19 protein-coding genes are annotated in these 20,143 nt (G+C 67.0%); 14 read left to right on the forward strand and 5 right to left on the reverse strand.

Annotated elements, in window-relative coordinates:
- The 8 genes from AUP43_RS14695 to AUP43_RS14730 all read left to right on the forward strand — a co-directional run bounded on the left by AUP43_RS14695 (position 1) and on the right by AUP43_RS14730 (position 8,786).
- Positions 1-1,119 carry an ABC transporter substrate-binding protein gene (locus AUP43_RS14695; protein WP_067558671.1) on the forward strand — a complete coding sequence of 373 codons (1,119 nt, stop codon included), beginning with the start codon at positions 1-3 and terminating at the stop codon, positions 1,117-1,119.
- A complete protein-coding gene (locus tag AUP43_RS14700; protein ID WP_067558674.1) occupies positions 1,112-2,161 on the forward strand; it encodes a FecCD family ABC transporter permease in 1,050 nt (349 codons plus the stop codon). The genes AUP43_RS14695 and AUP43_RS14700 overlap by 8 nt, the downstream gene beginning before the upstream one ends.
- On the forward strand, positions 2,158-2,955 hold the full coding sequence (locus tag AUP43_RS14705) for an ABC transporter ATP-binding protein (RefSeq protein WP_067558676.1): 798 nt from the start codon (positions 2,158-2,160) through the stop codon (positions 2,953-2,955). Before AUP43_RS14700 ends, AUP43_RS14705 begins: the two co-directional genes overlap by 4 nt.
- Positions 2,948-4,291, forward strand: a complete 1,344-nt coding sequence (locus AUP43_RS14710; RefSeq protein ID WP_067558679.1) for an MATE family efflux transporter — start codon at positions 2,948-2,950, stop codon at positions 4,289-4,291. The genes AUP43_RS14705 and AUP43_RS14710 overlap by 8 nt, the downstream gene beginning before the upstream one ends.
- On the forward strand, positions 4,288-4,572 hold the full coding sequence (locus tag AUP43_RS14715; protein ID WP_067558682.1) for a DUF2218 domain-containing protein: 285 nt from the start codon (positions 4,288-4,290) through the stop codon (positions 4,570-4,572). Before AUP43_RS14710 ends, AUP43_RS14715 begins: the two co-directional genes overlap by 4 nt.
- A gap of 128 nt (positions 4,573-4,700) precedes the next feature.
- Complete coding sequence (locus AUP43_RS14720; RefSeq protein ID WP_067558685.1) at positions 4,701-5,216, forward strand: RNA polymerase sigma factor; 516 nt, start codon at positions 4,701-4,703, stop codon at positions 5,214-5,216.
- A gap of 35 nt (positions 5,217-5,251) precedes the next feature.
- Entirely contained in the window at positions 5,252-6,280 is a 1,029-nt protein-coding gene (locus AUP43_RS14725) for a FecR family protein (RefSeq protein WP_084462836.1), read from the forward strand.
- A gap of 91 nt (positions 6,281-6,371) precedes the next feature.
- Complete coding sequence (locus AUP43_RS14730; protein WP_084462837.1) at positions 6,372-8,786, forward strand: TonB-dependent receptor domain-containing protein; 2,415 nt, start codon at positions 6,372-6,374, stop codon at positions 8,784-8,786.
- A gap of 110 nt (positions 8,787-8,896) precedes the next feature.
- On the opposite strand, the gene AUP43_RS14735 is transcribed toward AUP43_RS14730, so the two are convergent.
- Positions 8,897-9,298, reverse strand: coding sequence for an RNA polymerase sigma factor (locus AUP43_RS14735; protein WP_067558692.1), 402 nt, complete (start codon positions 9,296-9,298; stop codon positions 8,897-8,899).
- 80 nt (positions 9,299-9,378) lie between these two features.
- Positions 9,379-10,764 (reverse strand): short-chain fatty acyl-CoA regulator family protein, encoded by a 1,386-nt coding sequence (locus AUP43_RS14740; protein WP_067558694.1) that lies wholly within the window; start codon positions 10,762-10,764, stop codon positions 9,379-9,381.
- Between the two features lie 177 nt (positions 10,765-10,941).
- Between AUP43_RS14740 and AUP43_RS14745 the strand changes: the two genes are divergently transcribed.
- Genes AUP43_RS14745 through prpB form a run of 4 tightly spaced genes read left to right on the forward strand, consistent with a single transcriptional unit; the run spans position 10,942 to position 14,913 of the window.
- Positions 10,942-11,316, forward strand: a complete 375-nt coding sequence (locus tag AUP43_RS14745) for an acyl-CoA thioesterase (RefSeq protein ID WP_232315193.1) — start codon at positions 10,942-10,944, stop codon at positions 11,314-11,316.
- Positions 11,313-12,824 (forward strand): MmgE/PrpD family protein, encoded by a 1,512-nt coding sequence (locus tag AUP43_RS14750; protein ID WP_067558697.1) that lies wholly within the window; start codon positions 11,313-11,315, stop codon positions 12,822-12,824. Before AUP43_RS14745 ends, AUP43_RS14750 begins: the two co-directional genes overlap by 4 nt.
- 12 nt (positions 12,825-12,836) lie before the next feature.
- Positions 12,837-14,006, forward strand: coding sequence for a bifunctional 2-methylcitrate synthase/citrate synthase (gene prpC / locus AUP43_RS14755; protein WP_067558699.1), 1,170 nt, complete (start codon positions 12,837-12,839; stop codon positions 14,004-14,006).
- A 4-nt stretch (positions 14,007-14,010) separates the two neighbouring features.
- The gene (prpB, locus tag AUP43_RS14760) at positions 14,011-14,913 is read left to right on the forward strand and encodes a methylisocitrate lyase (protein WP_067558700.1); all 903 of its coding nucleotides are present in this window, start codon (positions 14,011-14,013) and stop codon (positions 14,911-14,913) included.
- Between the two features lie 39 nt (positions 14,914-14,952).
- On the opposite strand, the gene AUP43_RS14765 is transcribed toward prpB, so the two are convergent.
- Entirely contained in the window at positions 14,953-15,834 is an 882-nt protein-coding gene (locus tag AUP43_RS14765) for a LysR family transcriptional regulator (RefSeq protein ID WP_067558703.1), read from the reverse strand.
- A 147-nt stretch (positions 15,835-15,981) separates the two neighbouring features.
- Here AUP43_RS14765 and AUP43_RS14770 point away from each other — a divergent pair, with 147 nt between their 5' ends.
- A complete protein-coding gene (locus AUP43_RS14770) occupies positions 15,982-16,635 on the forward strand; it encodes a hydrolase (protein WP_067558706.1) in 654 nt (217 codons plus the stop codon).
- A 63-nt stretch (positions 16,636-16,698) separates the two neighbouring features.
- Here the strand turns inward: AUP43_RS14770 and AUP43_RS14775 are convergent, their stop codons facing one another.
- Positions 16,699-18,072: an amidohydrolase family protein gene (locus AUP43_RS14775; RefSeq protein ID WP_067558709.1), complete on the reverse strand. Its 1,374-nt coding sequence runs from the start codon at positions 18,070-18,072 to the stop codon at positions 16,699-16,701.
- A gap of 15 nt (positions 18,073-18,087) precedes the next feature.
- The gene (locus tag AUP43_RS14780) at positions 18,088-19,476 is read right to left on the reverse strand and encodes an MmgE/PrpD family protein (protein ID WP_067558712.1); all 1,389 of its coding nucleotides are present in this window, start codon (positions 19,474-19,476) and stop codon (positions 18,088-18,090) included.
- 127 nt (positions 19,477-19,603) lie between these two features.
- Here AUP43_RS14780 and AUP43_RS14785 point away from each other — a divergent pair.
- On the forward strand, positions 19,604-20,143 hold a 540-nt coding region (locus AUP43_RS14785), incomplete at its 3' end, for a M20/M25/M40 family metallo-hydrolase (RefSeq protein WP_157089373.1).

A 20,143-nucleotide genomic window follows, 5' to 3' on the forward strand; every position in this document is an offset into this window, starting at 1 on the left:
ATGCGGGCGTTCCTCATCGTCGCCGGGTTGCTGGCGGCACTGTTCTCCCCGGCGCGGGCGGAACGGATCGACATTGTCGACCGGGCCGGCCGCGCCGTGTCGGTTCAGCTGCCGGTGGAGCGCTTCGTCATCGGCGAGGGGCGCTATATTCCGCTGCTGGCCCTGCTGCGCCCGGAAAACCCTGTGGCCGGGCTGGTCGGCACCATGTCGCCGCTGAGTCATACCGAGCCGGCGCTGGAGGCGCAGCTTTTCGAGCGCTTCCCGGCGGCGCGCGACATCGCCCTGTTCGGCAGCAACAGCGCCGACAGCGTGTCGGTCGAGAAGATCATCGATCTGCAGCCGCAGCTCGCCATTTTCGGCCTCAGCGATCATGGGCCGGGGGCGAAGCATGCCGAATTGCTGCGCCAGCTGGAAGCGGCCGGCATTGCGGTGGTGTTCATCGATTTCCGGCTCAACCCGATGACCAACACGCTGCCCTCCATCGATCTTCTTGGCCGGCTGCTGGGGGCAGAGGACCGCGCCGCCGACTATGCCGCCTTCTATCGCGGGCGGCTGAAGACTATCCGCGAGCGCGTCGCCCAGGCGAAGACCCGCCCCAGCGTGTTCGTGCAGGCCCATCCTGGCCGCTTCGATTGCTGCTGGGGCATGGCCGAGGGCATGCTGGGCCCCTTCGTCGGCCTGGCGGGTGGGCACAATATAGCCGATGCCGTCGCCCCCGGCCCCACCGCGCAGCACACGGCGGAGTTCCTGCTGACCGAGAATCCCGATGTATGGATCGGCACTGCCAGCGGCACGCCGGCGGAATATCGCGCCGGCGGCAGCCCGGTGGCGCTCGGCGCGGGCATCTCAGCGCAGGATGCCGCCGATAGCCTGAAGCGCTATCTGTCCGCCCCGGAATTCCAGGCGATGGATGCGGTGCGCGGCGGGCGGGCGCACGCGGTCTGGCATAATTTCTATAATTCGCCGTTCAATATCGTGGCGCTGGAAGCCTTTGCGGTGTGGATGCATCCTGATCTGTTCGGCGATCTCGACCCGCAGCGCACCCTGGCGCATATCTACGAGGCCTATCTGCCCTTCACGCTCGAAGGCACCTATTTCGCCACGGTGCCGCGTGACTGACGCCGCCCCGTCGCTGCATGCCCGCTTCGGCCATATCCAGCGCCGGCGGGCGCTGGTCCTCGGGCTGCTGACGCTGGCCCTGCTGCTGTGCCTCGGCCTCGATCTGATGGCCGGGCCGGCCGGGCTGACCGCCGAGCAGATTCTGCGTGGGCTGTTCGATCCCGAAAGCCTGGAACTGCGCCACCGCATCATCCTGTGGCAGGTGCGTCTGCCCGATGCGCTGATCGCGCTGTCGGTCGGCGCGGCGCTGGGGCTGGCGGGGGTCGAGACCCAGACCATCCTGGACAATCCGCTGGCCAGCCCGTTCACGCTGGGCGTCTCCTCCTCCGCCATGCTGGGGGCGGGTATCGCCATCGTGCTGGCCCCGGCGCTGCCCTTCGTGCCGGAAACCGCGGTGCTGCCGGTCATGGCGCTGATCTTCGCGCTAGGCTGCGGCGGGCTGATCCTGCTGGTGGTGCGGTTCGTCGGCGGGGCGCGGGAGACCGTGGTGCTGTTCGGCATCGCCATGGTGTTCCTGTGCAATGCGCTGACCTCGGCGCTGCACTACATCGCCGATGCCGACGGCATCCAGCAGATCGTGTTCTGGACCATCGGCAACCTGACCAAGGCGGGCTGGACCGAGGTGTGGATCGTCACCGCCTGCTTCCTGGCCGTGCTGCCCTTCAGCCTGCGCCATGTCTGGTTGATGACGCTGCTGCGCGGCGGCGAGGCGCATGCCCGCAGCGTCGGCATCGATGTTGCCCGGCTGCGGCTCTGGGTGATCCTGCGATCGTCGATCCTGACCGCCTTCGCGGTCTGCTTCGTCGGCACCATTGCCTTCATCGGGCTGGTCGGCCCGCATATCGCGCGGCTGCTGCTGGGCGAGGATCACCGCATGCTGGTGCCCGGCTCGGCCTTGTGCGGCGCGCTGATCCTTTCCGCCGCCTCCTTCCTGTCGAAGGCACTGATCCCCGGCGCGATCATCCCGGTCGGCATCCTGACCGCGCTGGTCGGCGTGCCGGTGCTGCTGGCGCTGCTGATCGGCCAGCGGAGGCGGCCATGACCAGGCTGCGGGCGCAGGGCGTATCGGCGCGCTATGGCCGCACGCAGATCCTGTTCGACGTCACGCTGCCGGATCTGGCTGAGGGCGAGATACTGGGGCTGCTGGGGCCGAACGCCTCGGGCAAATCCACCCTGATGCGCTGCCTGTCGCGCGAGATGCGGGCCGAGGGGCTGATCGCGCTGGACGGTGTGGCGCAAGGGGATTACGGCGCGACGGGCTGGCGCGACAAGGTGGCGGCGATGCCGCAATCGCCGCCCTCGCCATCCGCCCTGCTGCCGACGGAGCTGATGTGGAGCACCGCGCGCGCCCTGGCGCTGGACATACCCGATGCCGCGCTGGCGGCGCGCATCGAGGCGATGTTCGCCGCCCTTGGCCTGTCCTCGGTCGCGCTGTCGCCGCTGCACACCCTGTCCGGCGGCAAGCGCCAGCTGGTCGGGCTGGCGCTGGCGCTGATCCGCGAGCCGGCGTTGCTGCTGCTCGACGAGCCGACCTCCGCCCTCGACCTGCATTGGCGCATGGTGGTGCTGGATCTGGTGCGCGAGCGGCTGGCGCAGCGTGGCGGGGTGGCGATCGCCGCCCTGCACGATATCGACCTGGCGGCGCGCTATTGCGACCGGCTGGCCCTGCTGAGCCAGGGCCGCATCGTCGCCGCCGGCCGGCCGGCCGAGGTGCTGACGCCGGAGACCCTGGCCGCCGTCTTCCAGGTCGAGGCGGAGATCGTGGCGCGGCCCGGCGGCGGCATCCTGGTCCATATCGTGCGGCCGCTGCCCCGGGCGCTGCACCGGCATGGCTGAAGCGGGACTGCGCCTTGTGCCCCTGGCGTTCGCGCTGGGGCTGGCGAATCTGTCGCATATCGCCATCGCGGCGACCGACCTGGTGATGATCGGCTGGCTGGGGCCGGCGGAGCTGGCCGCCGCATCGCTGGCCAGCCATCTGTTCTATCTGCCGCTGTTCTGCCTGCTGGGCTTCGTCGGCGGGGCGGGCGCGCCGCTTGCCCGGCTGCTCGGCGCGGGCGATCTGGCGGACGCGCGCGGCACGGTGACGGCGCTGGCGGCCGTCGGGGGCGTCCTTCTGCTGCCGATCCTGGCGCTGTCGGTGGCCGGGGAGGCGCTGCTGCTGTCCTTCGGCCAGGAACCCGGCCTGGCGCTGGCCGCTGGGCCATATCTTGCCTGGCTTGCCTGGTCCTCGCCCTGTATCGCGGTGTTCGCGGCGCTGTGGACAATCGCCGCCGTGCGCGGCCATGCCGCCGCCGTCAGCCGGATTTCGCTGCTGGCGATACCGGTGAACGCCGCCGGCAATGCGCTGTTCATGTTCGGTCTGCTGGGCCTGCCGGAACTGGGCCTTGTCGGCGCGGGCGTGGCCACCTTCCTGACGGTCCTGCTGAAGATGCTGGCGCTGCTCTTCTGGCTGTACCGGCGCGGCGCGCTGGCCGGGCTGCTCGGCGGATGGAGCCTCGCCAGCCTGCGGCGGCATCTGCCGGAAGTACTGTCCTATGGCGCGCCGATGGCGGTGCTGGAAGGCGCCACCATGGGCTTCTTCGCGGCCATCGCGATGATGACCGGCCTGCTGGGCGCGGCGGCGCTGGCCGCCAACGCCATCGCGCTGCAGGCGGCGGAGGTCGGCATCGCCTTCCTGTTCGGCATCGGCGAGGCCGCGACCATCGTCATCGCCTTCCATCGCGGGCAGGAGAATGGCGCGCGCTACCGTCGGGCCATCCGCCAGGCGCTGGCGGCGGCGCTGGCGGTTTCGGCGCTGTATGGCGCTTTCCTGGCGCTGGCGCGCGGGCCGCTGGTCGCGCTGGTGCTCGAACCGGGCGTGCCTTTCGCAACAGAGACGGCGGCGCTGGCCCAGCTCGTCCTGCTGTTCGCCGCCGCCAGCCTGCCGCTGGATTGCGGACGCATCGCGCTGGTCGGAATCCTGCGCGGCCTGGGCGATGCCCGATGGCCGGCCGGCATCGCCATTCTCGGCCTCTGGAGCGCCGGCATTCCCGTGGCGGCCTGGCTCAGCCTTGGCCAAGGCGTGGGGCTGCCCGGTATCTGGACCGGCATGCTGGTGGCGATGGCGCTCGTCTCCGCCGCCCTGTTCCAGCGCCTGCGGAGAGTTTTAAACCAGGAAAGGATGGTTTCATGAAGATCTCGGAAAGCCGGGTGGAAACGCAGAATGCCGGCCGTTATCTGGCCCAGCTGTGCAAGCATTTCGCCCATAAGCTGCCGGTGGAGCTGGACGACACCGTCGGCAGCATCGCCTTTTCCATCGGCATCTGCCGGCTGGAGGCGCAGCCAGCGGCGTTGCTGATGCGCTGCGAATCGCCGGATGCGGCAGCACTAGACCAGTTGCAGACGGTGATCGCCGACCATGTCGCCCGGTTTGGCTGGCGCGAAGCCCCGGAAATCGTGTGGCGCAGCCGTTAATCGAGAGGTACAAGCGCTTGCGGGAATCTGCGCAAGGCCGCCCTCGCCGTCGGCGGAACCGCCATTTGTTGATTGCGAGTAAGAAGCAATAACGATACCTCTCAAGGGTCCAGGAGAGGGAAGCGCCGGTGACGGTCGATAAGCATGGAGAAGCCGGAGAGGCGGCGGCGCTGTTCGCGCAGCACCATCAGGCGCTGTGCCGGTTCCTGACCCACTTCCTGGGCTCGCGCGACCAGGCGGCTGATCTGGCGCAGGAATCCTATCTTCGCTTCCTGAAGGCGGTGCGTGAGACCCCGGCCCAGGATGGGCGGGGGCTGCTGTTCACCATTGCCGCCAATCTGGCCCGCGACGTGCGCCGCCAGCAGGCGCGCCGGCCGCATGTCGATATCGTGACGGTGGCGGCATCGCTGCCGAGTCCCGCCGCCTCGCCGGAAGTGACGCTGGAGGCGCGGCGGCGGCTGGCGCTGGTGCGCGACGCCATCGCCGAATTGCCGCCACGCAGCCGGGAGGTGTTCTTGCTGTTCCGCCTGGAAGGGCTGAGCTATCGCGACATCGCCGGGCGTCTGGGCATCTCGCCGCGCACCGTGGAATATCACGTGCAGCACGCCCTGCGCCTGTGCCATCGCAAAATGCGCGGCGGCTGACCCCGTGATTCGTGACGGCCGAGCGTCCTATAATCATGACTCTGTTTCCCTCCCGGATCGGACAAAGCCGCGTCGCCATGCCGAACCCGTCTGCACCTGACGAAGAGCGCATCGTGGACGATGCCAGTGGCTGGTTTGCCCGGCTGCATGCCGACGATGCGACCCCGGCCGATTGGCGGGCCTTCCATGCATGGCACGATTCCGACCCGCGTCACGCGGCCGCCTGGAGCGAGATCGAGGCGATCTTTGCCGCCAGCGGCGCCGTGGCGATGGAGCCGCGCATCGCCGGCATGACGCCGCGCGCGCCGCGTCCTGGCCTGCGACCGGCCCGCTGGGCCATGGCGGCCGCCATTCTGCTGATGGTCGGGGCGCGGGTGGGGCCGGATATCTGGATCGATCTGCGCGCCGACTACCGCACCGGCGGGCAGGAACGGCACCAGCAAGTGCTGGCCGATGGCAGCCGGGTGGAACTTAATGTGGATAGCGCGCTGGAGATCGCCGGCAGCGCGACGGAACGGCGCGTGCGGTTGCTGCGTGGGGAAGCCTTCTTCGAAATCGTGCCGGATGCGGATCGGCCCTTCGTGGTCGAGACCGCCTATGGCGCGGTCCGGGTGACCGGCACGGCCTTTGCGGTGCGGCTGCTGCCGGAAGGGGCCAAGGTGACGGTCGCGCAGGGCACGGTCGAGGTGTTACCCGGAAGGAGCGACGGGGAGGGCGTGGGACAGGGCGACGAAGGGGCGGTCGTGCTGCGCGCCGGCCAGTCGGTCCGCACCCAGGCGATGGCGACGGGGCCGGTAGAGACGGTCGATGTCGCCTCCCTGCTGGCCTGGCGCGGCGGTCGGATCGTTTTCCGGCAGCGGCCGCTGGGCCAGGTGCTGGCGGAGTTGGAGCGTTATCGCCCCGGCATGATCCTGCTGCTGGACGACACGCTGGCGCAGCGGCCGGTGACCGGCGCGTTCGATATCGAGAATACCGACCGCGCGCTCTCCGCTCTGGCGGCGGTGATGAAGCTGGAAATCCGCCGGTTCTCGCCCCTGGTCACGGTGATTTCGGCGCGGTCGTAAAAAATCACCCCGTAATCGGCCCGCCTTTGTCGTCCTATCGGCAGGGGAATGCGAGTGCGTCGCATTTTTAGAACGATAGGGGCGTTGGACGATGAACAAGCGTATGGCGGGGGCGGCCGGTCTCCGGTCGATGATGGTTGCGGTGCTGGCCGGCACCACGATGCTGACGGGGATCGCCACGGCCATGGCGCAGGCCACGGCCCCGCAGCAGGCGCAGGCCAACAGCGCCCGCCAGACCCTCGCCATCGCGCCGCAGCCGCTCGACGATGCGCTGACGGCTTTCTCCAACGCCACCCGCATCCAGGTGCTGGTCAGCGGCGATCTGACGCGCGGGGTGGCGTCGCCCGGCGCGCGCGGCATCTACAGCGCGGAACAGGCGCTGGTCGCGCTGCTGGCCGGCACAGGGTTGACCTATCGCTATGTCGATGCCGTCACGGTCACGCTGGTGCCGGCTCCCGCGCGCGCGCCAAGCGCCGCGCCTGCCGCCGCGGCGAGCGGTGCTGCGGCGCTCGCGCTGGCGCCGGTGACCGTGTTTGGCGCCAAGACGACGACCACGCTGGAAGATGTCACCTCCAGCGTCGGCATCGTCAGCCAGCAGGATATCGAGCGCCGGGAAATCCGCGATATCCGCAGCAGCTTCCGCACCATGGCGAATGTGCAGGATTCGGATTTCAACGATGCCGGCTTCGTCATTCGCGGCCTGAATTCCGAGGGGCTGACGCCCGGCGGCGCGCCGCTGGCCAGTTTCTATATCGACGGCGTGCAGCAGACCGTGATGGGCGCGCGGCGCGGCGCGCGCGGCCTGTTCGATGCGCAGCAGGTGGAGGTCTATCGCGGCCCGCAATCCACCCTGGCCGGGCGTGCCGCGCTGGCCGGCGCGGTCTATGTAAAGACCAAGGATCCGACCTACGAATACGAGGCCGAGGCCGAGGGGCTGGTCGGCAACATGGATACGCGCGGCGGCGCGCTGATGGTGAATGCCCCCCTGGTGGACAACCAGGCGGCGTTGCGCCTGACGGCCGAATATCAGCGCAGCGAGAGCGAGATCAATTATCCGACCTACAGCAATTTCGCCAATTACGAGGATATCTTCACCGACGAGTATTTCACCATCCGCGGCAAATTCCTGCTGGAACCGGACAAGTTCGACGATACGCGGGCGCTGGTGACCTACTCCTATTCCGAGGACGCGCCGGCGCTGCGCGATATCGCCGGGCCCGGGCTCGGCTTCGCGTTCGACGAGAAGCGGGGCGATTTCAACACGCCGAACTTCGCCGAGATTCGGCGCGGCTTCGTGCATAATGCCGGGCTGGAGGTCACGCATGATTTCAGCGACAGCCTGATGCTGACCTCGCACACCGGCTTCACCCGCTCGCAGACCGACCGGCCGTCGGTCAATGCCGGCACGCCGGGCGAGACCGATATCACTCTGGGGCGGTTCGTTCAGTCGTTGATCACCCAGGAGTTCCGGCTGAATTATTACGGCGACCGGCTGGACGCCGTGTTCGGCCTGTATGGTTCTTACCAGGACGACGATAATAATTATCTGCGGCCGAATTATTTCGGCGCTTCCTCGGACATCAGCCAGTCGACGCAGGAGACGCGCAATCTGGCGATGTTCGGCGAGGCGACCTACGAGTTCGTGCCGAGCTGGAAATTCGTGCTTGGCGGCCGCGTCGACTATACCGACCAGGACGGCACCCAGTTCTTTTCGCGCAACGGCGTGGCGTCGACCGATTTCAACTATACGGTCCGGGAGACGGTGCTGCTGCCGAAGATCGGCATCATCAAGGAGCTGGGTCCCGACCATTCGGTCGGCTTCACGATCCAGGAAGGCTTCCGCGCGGGTGGCGCCGGCCTTCAGCGCTCGACCGGCCAAGTCTACACCTTCGACCCGGAATATGCCTGGAACTATGAGCTTTCCTACAAGGGCCGCTACCTGAACAACCGGCTGAACGTGGCCGCCAACCTGTTCTATGTCGATTACAAGGACCAGCAGGTGGAAACGCTGGCGACGCCGGGGGATTTCTCCTCCTCGTCGGTCGTGAATGCCGCCAGCTCGCGCGCCTACGGCTTCGAGGTGGAGGCCCAGGCGTCGCTGACGCGGGAGCTGACCGGCTTTCTGTCGGTGGGGTATGTCGATACCGAGTTCGAGGATTTCGACAGCGCCAGCGCCGGCAATCTGTCCGGCCTGCCCTTCCCGGAAGCGCCGGAATGGAGCGTGGCGCTGGGCGCGCTGTACGAGCACCGCTCCGGCTTCTTCATCGGCGCGGACGCGAAATACACGGACGATTTCATGGCCCGCCTGGGCAGCGCGCCGCAGGATACGCTCAGCAGCTATGTCACGGCCAACGCCCAGGTCGGCTATCGCTATGAGAACTGGACCGCGACGTTGTTCGCCGAGAACATCTTCGACAAGGAATATTTTCTCTATAACGACAATGACATCGCCGCCACGGTCGGCATGCCGCGCTTCGTCGGCGTGAAGCTGAACATGAAATTCTAATCGCTCTTTCGATCGCGCAGCCCCAGGCGCGCGGTGTGCCCGCCGCGCGCCTGGGAGTCTTTCAGCCGCCGTTCGATCTCGTCTTGGCGCTGCGACGGGTTGTTCAAGCGTCAATCCAACTTTCTGGCAAGGCTATGGGCCGGGCTCTTCCTAGATAGGACGGATGTGAGGCCGGGAGTCGGTTCGCTCTGGCCGCACGCCACCTGTTCGGGCGAGGGCGCGTCGTCGGGTGTCTCGGCCAGCCGGTCCTCCAGACCCGAATCGGCATTTTCCCGCCGCTGCCCGCGCACATAATCGACCGCCAGATTATGCGCCACGCGATACAGATAGGAGCGGTCATGGCTGATCGGGGTGATCGCCGCCGGGCTGCCGCTATGCTCCGCGAAGCGCAGAAAGGTCTCCTGCGTCAGTTCCGCGGCAACGTCGGCGTTGCGCAGTTTCCGGGTGAGGTAGGCTTGCAACTCGCCGCGATGCGCGAGGAACAGCCGCTTGATATCGTTGCCTCCCACCATCCCCGCCCTGAAAGCCTATTGCATTGCGATGCGGGGGGATTAACCAGAGTGAGAATTATTCGCAACAACTGGGCAATTGGCTACCCGGCGGAATAGGGCGCAAAGCGTGAGCGGTTCGGGTCGGGGCGCACGGGGCGCCCGCTCATCGGGAAGGCGCGTTGCGGGCAGGCGGGGCGGTCGCAGATCTTGCAGCCCGCGCCGATCGGCGTGGCAAGGTCGGGGTTGCGCAGGTCGAGCCTGTGCGAATAGGTAAGCCGCTCGGCATGGGCGAGGTCGCAGCCCAGCGCGACGGCAAAGCGCTTGACCGGCGCGCCATAGCCGCCCGCGCCATGGCTCACCGTGCGCGCCACCCAAAGATAGGACCGTCCGTCGGGCATCTGCGCCACCTGCGTCAACACTTCGCCGGGGCGGGAAAACGCTTCATAGACATTCCATAACGGACAGGAGCCGCCGATCCGGGAAAAGTGAAAATCGGTGGCCGATTGCCGTTTCGAGATATTCCCGGCCCGGTCGACCCGGATGAAGAAGAAGGGAACGCCGCGCGCCTGCGGCCTTTGCAGGGTCGATAGCCGGTGACAGGTGGTCTCGAACCCTACGCCGAAGCGGCGGGCGAGCAATTCGATGTCGTAGCGTTCGGCTTCGGCGGCTGCGATGAAGGCGCCGTAGGGCAGGATCAGCGCTCCCGCGAAGTAATTCGCCAGGCCGATGCGCAGCAAACCCCGCGCCTCCTCGCTTTCCATGGCCGCTTCGTCGGTCAGCCGGTCGATCTCCGGCCCATGCTCAAGAAAGCCGATCTGCGTCGCCATCTGAAAGGCGCGCTGGCCGGGCGTGAGGCGTGTCGACAGGTGCAGGGTGGCCGATGCGGCATCGTGGCGGCGCAGCGTGGGAGAATCCTCCTCCAGCGCCACGCGGATGCCGTGCCGTCCGGCAAGGCGGTCGGCCAGTCCTTCGGCCGCCCGTCCGAGGCGCAGTCCCTTGCCGATGCCTTCCGCCGCCTCGTCCAGGGCGGGAATGTAGTTGCGATGCTCGTAGAACCAGTCGCGGACGGCCTCGAATGGGGCTGGGGCCGGGCCGATCTCCCCGGTGATGCGACCGTTCACCAGGTCTATCTGTTCTGCGGTTTCGCGCAATCGCGCTTGCATCGAGACGATCGTGCGGGCGATGCCGGGCATGTTGGCCGCGAGTGAGCGCAGTTCCGCCAGCGAGGCGCTGGCGCCCTGATCGGCCAGCGCCGCGCGCAGGTCGGGGATCAGCCGCGCTTCCTCGGCTTCGGAGAAAAGCTGGACGTCCAGCCCGAACACGGCGTTCAGCTTTAGCAGCACCGGCACAGTCAGGGGGCGCTGGTTGCGTTCCAGCTGGTTGAGATAGCTGGGGCTCAATTCCAGCGCCCGCGCCAGGGCAACCTGCGTCATCCCGCGCTCCTCCCGCAGGCGTTGCAGCCGGACGCCCATGAAGGCTTTCGTCATTCACTGTCCTTCGCAATATTCGCAATTATTACCCGTTGCCTTCGCAATTTTACGCATTTTCAGTAGTTTAGCGTGCCCTTCGATCTGTGAAAAGCTCCCTTTGCCAATGTTGCGAAGGCTGCCAGAGGGAGCCCAATGTCCATGTCTCACCCGTCCAGCGGTGACGGTTCCGCCGTAATGGCCGAGATGATCTTTCCCGAACAGGCGAACCATTACGGCACGCTGTTCGGCGGCAATGCGCTGTGTCTGATGGCCAAGGCGGCCTTCGCCGCCGCGACGCGCAAGGCGCGCGGGGCGGTGGTGATGGCGTGCTCCGACCGGGTGGATTTCGCCGCGCCGATCCGGGTCGGCGAATTGCTCGAACTGAGGGCCAAGGTCGTCCGCGTGGGATGCAGCTCCATGAGTGTCGCGGTCGTAGGCGAAGCGGAGGACATGGCGACCGGCCAGCGTCGAGCCGTGTTGCACGGGCGGTTCGAGATGGTGGCGGTGGACGCGGCCGGACGGCCGCGGGCCATCGCGGGGGAAATACTGAGGAAAGTAGAAACAGCATGAAGATGCACGAAGTGCGGACCTACAAATCCGCCGAACACCTTGCCCGCGAAGACCAGCTTGCCTGGAAGATTGCCGAAGTGGCCGCCGATCCGGTCGCGGTCGAGGCCGAGGTCGCCGAGATGATCATCAACCGGGTGATCGACAATGCTGCGGTCGCGGCCGCTTCGGTGGCGCGGCGGCCGGTGGCGTCGGCGCGAACGCAGGCGCTGTGCCATCCCTATGCGCCCGGCGCGACGGTCTTCGGCATGCCCGCCGAAACCCGGGTAAGCCCGGAATGGGCGGCCTGGGCGAATGGCGCGGCGGTGCGGGAACTGGATTTCCACGACACGTTTCTGGCTGCCGACTATTCCCACCCCGGCGACAATATTCCGCCGATCCTCGCGGTGGCGCAGCATTGCGGCCTGTCGGGCGCCGATCTGATCCGGGGGCTGGCGACGGGCTATGAAATCCAGGTCGATCTGGTGAAAGGCATCTGCCTGCATGAACACAAGATCGATCACATCGCCCATCTCGGACCGTCCGCCGCCGCCGGCATCGGCACGGCGCTTGACCTGCCGGTCGAGGTGGTCTGGCAGGCGATCCAGCAAGCGCTGCACGTCACCACCACCACCCGGCAGAGCCGCAAGGGCGAGATATCCTCGTGGAAAGCCTACGCCCCAGCCTTTGCCGGCAAGATGGCCGTCGAGGCGGTGGACCGGGTGATGCGCGGCGAAGGCGCGCCGAGCCCGGCGTGGGAGGGCGAGGACGGGTTCATCGCCTGGCTGCTCAGCGGCCCGGAGGCCGTCTATCATGTGCCGCTGCCCGCGAAGGGGGAGACGAAGCGCGCGATCCTCGACACCTATACCAAGGAACATTCGGCCGAATACCAGTCCCAGGCGCTGATCGATCTCGCCCGGAGCATGGGCCCCAAGGTCGGCGATCTGACCAGGGTCAAGTCGATCCTGATCGAGACCTCGCATCACACCCACTTCGTGATCGGCACCGGGGCGAACGATCCGCAGAAGATGGACCCGAAGGCCAGCCGCGAGACGCTGGACCATTCGATCATGTACATCTTCGCGGTCGCGCTGGAGGATGGCGACTGGCACCACGAAAAAAGCTATTTCGCCGAACGCGCGCAGCGCCCCTCGACCGTGGCGCTCTGGCACAAGATAGCCACCGCCGAAGATCCGAAATGGACGCGCCGCTATCATGCCCGCGACCCGAACGAAAAGGCCTTTGGCGGGCGGGTGACGATCACGCTGGACGATGGCTCGGAGATTGTGGACGAGCTGGCGCTGGCCGACGCGCACCCCCATGGAGCCCGCCCCTTCGTGCGCGCCAACTATGTGCGGAAATTCATGACCCTGTCCGACGGCGTGCTGAGCGCCGGGGAGCAGCGGCGCTTCCTTGATGCGGCCGAAGGCTTGGCCGGGCTGAAGGCGGGCGAACTCGGCCAGCTCACCTTCGCGGTGGACCCCGAAAAGCTCGGCGCGCCGCGCCCGCATGGCATTTGCGACTGGAAATGAGGAGGGGCAATCATGAGCGGTTCCGTGATGAAACCCAAGAAATCCGTGGCGCTGTCCGGCGTCACGGCGGGCAATACCGCGCTCTGTTCGGTCGGGCAGAGCGGCAACGATCTGCATTATCGCGGCTATGACATTCTCGATCTGGCTGAGGCCTGCGACTATGAGGAGGTGGCGCATCTGCTGATCCATGGCGCCTTGCCCACGGCCGCTGAACTTGCCGCCTACAAGAGCAAGCTGCGGGCCCTGCGCGGCTTGCCCAAGGCGGTGCGCGACACGCTTGAGGCGATCCCGGCGGCCGCGCATCCCATGGACGTTGTGCGCTCCGGCGTGTCGGCGCTCGGCTGCGCCCTGCCCGAGGCGGCGGACCACAATATGCCGGGCGCGCGCGACATCATCGACCGTCTGATCGCCGCGCAGGGCTCAATGCTGCTCTACTGGTATCATTACGCCCAGCACGGCCGGCGCATCGAGGTCGAGACCGATGATGACAGCATTGCCGGGCATTTCCTGCATTTGCTGTCCGGGCACGCGCCCTCGCTCGATCATGTGCGGGCGATGCAGACCACGCTGAATCTCTATGCCGAGCATGAATTCAACGCCTCGACCTTCACGGCGCGCTCGATCGCGGGAACCGGATCGGACGTTTATTCCGCCGTGACCGGGGCCATCGGCGCGCTGCGCGGGCCGAAGCATGGCGGCGCCAACGAGGTCGCCTTCGAGATCCAGAAACGCTATGGCGCGGCCGAAGAGGCCGAGGCGGATATCCGGGCGCGCCTGGAGCGCAAAGAGGTCGTCATCGGCTTCGGCCACCCGGTCTATACCGTCTGCGATCCACGCAATATGGTGATCAAGCGCGTCGCCCGCCGCCTGTCCGAACAGGCCGGCTCGATGAAGATGTTCGCCATTGCCGAGCGGATCGAGACAGTGATGATGGATGCCAAGCGCATGTTCCCCAATCTCGACTGGTATTCGGCGGTTTCCTATCATCTGCTGGGCGTGCCGACGGCGATGTTCACCCCGGTCTTCGTCATTTCGCGTTCCGCGGGATGGGGCGCGCATGTGATCGAGCAGCGCGAGGACAACAAGATTATCCGTCCCTCGGCCAACTACATCGGGCCGGACAATCGCGCTTTCGTGCCGCTCGATAAGCGCGGCCTTTCGCTTTCCACGGCGGCGGAGTGAGACGATGACCTATCTGATCGCGCAGGATATCCCCACCGAAAGCGCTGGGCGCCGCTTTCGCAGGAAGCTGGAGGAACCTGGCATTCTACGCCTGCCCGGCGCCCATAATGGACAAGCGGCCCTGCAGGCCAAGGCTGTGGGGTTCGAGGTGCTTTATCTGTCCGGGGCGGCGATGACCGCGTCGATGGGCCTGCCTGATCTCGGCATCATCACCGTGGATGAGGTCTGCTTCTTTATCCGCCAGATCGCGCGCGCCTCCGGCCTGCCGGTGCTGGTCGATGGCGATACCGGCTATGGCGAGGCGTTGAACGTCATGCATATGGTGCGCAGCTTCGAGGAGGCGGGCGCGGGGGCCGTGCATCTGGAGGACCAGCTGCTGCCGAAGAAATGCGGTCATCTGAACGACAAGAAGCTTGCGTCGCCCGCGGACATGGCGCTCAAGGTGGCCGCCGCCACCCGCGCCGCGCGCGACATTGTGGTGATCGCGCGCACCGATGCGGCGGCCTCGGAAGGCATCGACGGGGCGATCGCGCGCGCCAGGCTGTATGTCGAGGCCGGCGCGGATGCGATCTTCCCCGAGGCGCTGACCAGCATTGACGATTTCAAGCAGGTGCGCGCCGGGTTGCCGGGGGTCAAACTGCTCGCCAACATGACCGAGTTCGGCCGCACGCCCGCGCTCACCGCGGCCGAGTTCGAAGCGCTGGGCTATGACATGGTGATCTGGCCGGTCTCTTCATTGCGCGTCGCGAACAAGGCGCAGGAGCGGCTCTACGCGGCGCTTGCCCGCGATGGGGCGACCACCGCGATGCAGGGCGAGATGCAGACCCGCAAGGAGCTGTACGACACGATCGGGCTGGGCAAATTCGAAGCGCTGGACCAGAGCATCGCCGCCTCGGTCGCGCCGTAATGAAAGCATGCGGCCCAGCGCCGGTGGAAAGCGAGCGGTTCAGCCAACGCGCTGAGTCTGCTCGAAACACTCGATCAGCCGTTCGGTGAGGATTCTTACCTTCCGGGCGGGGTGTTGACCCGGCGGGCGGATGACATAGATGCCCGCTGGCGGCGGTGGATAGCGCGTCATCACCGGAACAAGCGCGCCGGAGGCCAAAAGTTCGTGCGTGAGGCCGTCGGGTAGATAGGCGATCCCAAGTCCCGCCGCTGCGGCCGCGACGAGAGCCGTGCCATTATCGGCTTTGAAGCGTCCCTGCGGACGAACGGTGATGATCTTGTCGCCATCCGTGAGCTGCCAGGCTTCGGTGCCCTGCATGACGGCCTGATGGGCGAGGAGCTCCTCCGGCGTCTCAGGCGCCCCATGCGCCGCGATGTAGTCAGGGCTCGCGACCAGCTTGCCGTAGATCGGTCCGACGCGCCGTGCGAGCAGATTGGAATCCTGCAGATAGCCCACCCGGATCGCGCAATCGTAACCCTCCGCGATAAGATCGACGAAGCGGTCGGTGTAGCAGGTGTGGATGTGGAGCTGGGGATGGCGTCTGGCCATGTCGGCGAGCACGGGGGCAAAATGCGTCGGGCCGAAAGAAAGCGGCGCGGCAATCCGCAAGCGGCCGCGAAGCTCGCCAGCGGGCAGGATCGTCTCCCTTGCCGCGTCGATCTCGGCGCACACCCTGGCGGCGTAATCCCGGAACGTTGTCCCGGCTTCCGTAAGGGCCGCGCCGCGGGTGGTGCGGGCAAGAAGCTGGACGCCAAGCTCATCCTCCAGCCGGAAGAGACGCCGACTGACGATTGACTTGGCGATGCCGAGGCGGCGCGCGGCGGGCGAAACGCCCCCGGCATCGGCGACTTCCACAAAGGTCCTCAGCTCTTCGATATCCAATTCGGCGTTCCCCTTTGCGCGACACAGAGTAACGGGAAGTCCCGCTACCGTAGCATAAGGGGGAATGCCAATGTCGATCCTGGCAGTGCGCGGTCGGCGCGCGTCTCCCGGCAAACCAGCCTCACCCTACGACAGCAGAGGATAGTCATGACCTTTCGCAACGGGCTTGCTTCGCTTCTTCGCCCCGAAGATTCGGTACTCGTTCTGATCGACCATCAGCCTTACCAGCTCGCGAATGTGAACAGCCACGAACCGCAGATGGTGATCAACAATACGGCGGGGCTGGCGAAGGCGGCGAAGGCCTTCGGCGTTCCCACGATCCTGACGACGGTGATCGCCGAGCGGGGCGGCTTGCTGTTCCCCCAGATCACCGATGTGTTCCCCGGCCAGGAGGTGATCGACCGGACGTTCATCAATACCTGGGAGGACCCGAAGGTGGTCGACGCGGTCAAGGCGATGGGCCGCAAGCAGCTGATCATGGCGGGGCTGTGGACCGAGGTGTGCGTCGCGATGCCGGCGATCCAGGCCCTTGGCGAAGGCTGGGATGTGACCGTCGTCACTGACGCCTCCGGCGGCGTGTCGGTCGAGGCCCATCAGGTCGCCATCCAGCGCATGATCGGGGCCGGCGCGAACATGATGACCTGGTTGGCCGTGGCGGCGGAGTGGCAGCGCGATTGGGCCCGGATGGATACCGCCGTCAAGCTGACGGAGGTGATCACGCAGCATGCCGGCGGCAGCGGCATTGCGTATTTGTGGGAGCAGCAGTTGCTCAACACGCCGGTGCCCAGCACCGCCGGGTAATCCGCGCGGGGATGACGGGCATCTATCCGGCCGCGTCATCCCCTCTTTGCGGAAAGGCTATGCTCAGAGCCACCAGGCCCCGTCGGGTTTCGGCAGGTCGGGGGCTTGCTCGAACAGGCGTTTCCAGGCGCTTTCGGTGGCGGCCTGGGCGTCGTCGATGACGGCGCGCTCGTCATAGGTCAGCACCGTGCGGTCGCGCATCACGAAGCGGCCTTCAACCATCACGTCGCGCACCGCCTCGGGCTGTCCGTAATGCACGATGTTGGCGACCAGATTGATGATCGGCCGCAGCGTGGCGTGGTCGAGGTCCAGCGTGATCAGGTCGGCCAGCTTGCCGGTCTCGATGCTGCCCAGCCGCGCGGTCTCCCCCAGCGCCTTCGCGCCGTTGCGCGTCACCCCGTCCAGCAGCGCCTGCGGCCCGGGGCTGACGGAGCCGCCATAGGCCCCGCGATGCACGATGCTGCCGATCTTCATGGCGTGGAACATGTCCTCCGTCATGTTGTCGGTGCCCAGCGCTATGTTCACGCCGCAATCGATGATCTTGTTCGCCAGCACCTTGTGCGGCCCCCGGCGGGAGGAATTGGCCGGGCAATGCGCCATATGCACCCCATGCTCGGCCAGCAGCTCGATATCCCGCTCGGTGCAGAAGGTCCAGTGCGCGCCGACCACATCCTCGCCCAGCCAATCGTTCTGCAGCAGGTAGTCTGCCGGGCTGCCGCCGCACAGCGCCTTCACCTGGTTCACCTCGTTCATGCTTTGCGCCAGATGAACGGTACGGCGCAGCCCGTGCTTGCGGGCGAGCTGGTTGAGCTGGTCGTACATCCAGGGTGAGCAATTCTCCGTCGCGTGGGCGGCGATCTGGCAGTTCACCCGGCCGTTCTCCGCGCCGTGATAGCGCTCGATCATCTCCACCGTGCGGTCCAGGAATTGCTGACCCCAGGCTTTGTCGTAGACATATTCGCGGTGGCGGATCTTCAGCGTCAGCGCATCGGCGCAGTTTTCCGACAGGTACAGGCGCAGGCCCGATTCCACCATCGCATCGGCGTAGGAGACGACATGGCGGAACGGGTCGACGGCGGTGGTCGCCCCCGACTTGATCGCCTCCAGGCACCCCAGCCGCGCCATCGCCGCGCGCTCCCCCGGCGTCATGGCGAAGCTGATCGGCGTCATGAAGCCATAGACCGCGTCGCCCTCCATATCCTCCACCGTGCCGCGCAGCACGGTCAGCACCGTATGGGTGTGCGAGTTGATGAAGCCCGGCAGCAGCGCCTTGCGCGTCATGTCGATGCGCTCGGCCTGCGGATAGGCCTGGCGCAGCGCGTCGCGCGCGCCGATGGCGGCGACTTTGCCGCCGCTGACCGCCACGCTGGTGTCGTGCAGGATGCGGCGCTCCTCGTCGCAGGTGACGACCATGGCGTTTTCGAACAGCGTGTCCATCTGGCGTTCCTCTGGCTAGCCGGCCATCAGCCGGGCGAAGCTGCGTATCGGGCGGGGCGAATCGAGATCGGCCAGGCCGGCGGCGATGTCCGCCTGGCGCGCCGCGAAGGGCGTGCCCGCCAGGCAGTCTCGCAGCTTGGCGGCATGATCCTCGGCGTTCAACGGCTCGATCAGCAGGCCGCGCTGGTTGAACCGGGTGCCGGCCAGGACGCGGCCATCGGCCAGGCGGATGACCATCTGCGCCGGCTCGACCGCCTGGGTGCTGGCGGCGATGGGCGATTCCGGCTCATGCACCCGCATGGCGATGCGCGGCATCAGCGCCGCGATTTCCGGCCGGGACACCGCCGCGTCGGTAAAGTCGCCCAGCCGCAGCCGGCCGTCGCCCAGCAGCGTCGCCGCCAGGGCATATTGCATGGAAAAGCGCGCCTGCATCGGGTCGGTGGGCGCGTCGTACATCAGATTGCGCAGGCTGACCTCGCGCACGATGGCCTCGATGCTGTCGACATCCCCGACAGAAAAGCCGTGCTCGCGCTGCAAATCCAGCATCAGATCGATGGCGGCGTGCGAGCTGGCGCAGCAGGGATGCAGCTTCAGCTTCAAGCCATGCGTCTCGATGGCGAGCGGCGCTTGGCCTTGCCGCACCGCCGCCAGCAGATCGATGGAGGCCTGGAAGTCAATGCCGCCGGGCTGGCCGGTATACAGCGCGCCATAGCCCCAGGGGCCGGCCAGCGGCTCCTCGGCCGCGGTCACGCCGGCTTCGGCCAGCAGGGCCGCCATGACGCCGCCGCGCGCCGCCAGCCCGGCATGCAGCGGCTTCGCCATGGTGCCGAACTGCTTCTTCGAGCCGGCCGCCAGGCTGGTCGACAGCGCGATGGCCTGGTGGGCCGAATCCGCCCCTAGCCGCAGCAGCCGGGCGCAGGCGGCGGCCACGCCGATCACGCCGACCGTGGCTGTGGTATGCCAGCCCAGCCGGTACTGGGTGCGGCTGACCCCGTCGCCGACGAAGCGCATCGCCTCCAGCCCGACGATATAGGCATCGACCAGATCGCGCATGGTGCGCTCGCGCGCCTCGCCCAGCGCCAGCAGCGCAGGCACCAGAACCGCCGAGGCGTGCCCGGCCAGGGGGCCGTAATTATCGTCGAAATCCAGTGCGTGGGCGGCGGTGCCGTTCACCAGGGCCGCTTCGGGCGCGGGCAGGCCGACGCTGCGGCCGACCAGGGCGACGTCGCCATTATACAGGGCGCTGAGCGCGGCGAGTACGCGTCGGACGGCGATGTCGTCCCAGCCCGACAGCAGGCCGGCCATCGCATCGGCGATGCCCTCGCGCGCCAGCCTTCTGGCGGGGCCGTCGGCGACCTGCGGATAGGTGACGACGAAGGCGGAGAGGGCGGCTGTTGCGGTCATCGGCGGGGCTTTGCGCGGTTGCTGCTTCGGCGAAAGGATACAGTTTGATAAATCGTTTTCCTATGCTTAAGTGACGCAATTCGCCGCAAATTTCATCACCTCCAAGACCAAGGAGCTTGTGCCTGTCATGTCCGATAACCGCCGTCAGCTGCTCGACTGGATCGAGCAGGATCGCGACCAGCTCGTCGCTTTCTTCAGCGGATTCCTGAAGGCGAAATCGCCCAACCCGCCCGGCGATACGCGGCTGGCGGCGGCGCATATCCAGGCTTTCCTGGACAAGGCCGGCCTGCCCTACCGCATCGAAGCGCCGCAGGAGACGATGCCGAACATCGTTGGCAGTTTTGTGGGCGCGGCCCCCGGCCGGCACCTGGTGCTGAACGGCCATATCGACGTGTTCCCGGAGCAGGAGCCGGTGCCCGGCGACCGCGATCAATGGAGTGGCGACGTGGAGGACGGCAAGGTCTATGGCCGCGGCGCCGCCGACATGAAGTGCGGCACCAGCGCGTCGATCTTCACCTATGCCTATCTGCACCGGCTGAAGGATGAGCTGAAAGGCACGTTGACGCTGACCGCCGTATCCGACGAGGAGACCGGCGGGCGCTGGGGCACGCGCTATCTGATGGAGAATTTTCCCGACGAGGTGAAGGGCGATTGCTGCCTGAATGGC

Source organism: Oceanibaculum pacificum (genome assembly GCF_001618175.1).
GTDB lineage: Bacteria > Pseudomonadota > Alphaproteobacteria > Oceanibaculales > Oceanibaculaceae > Oceanibaculum > Oceanibaculum pacificum.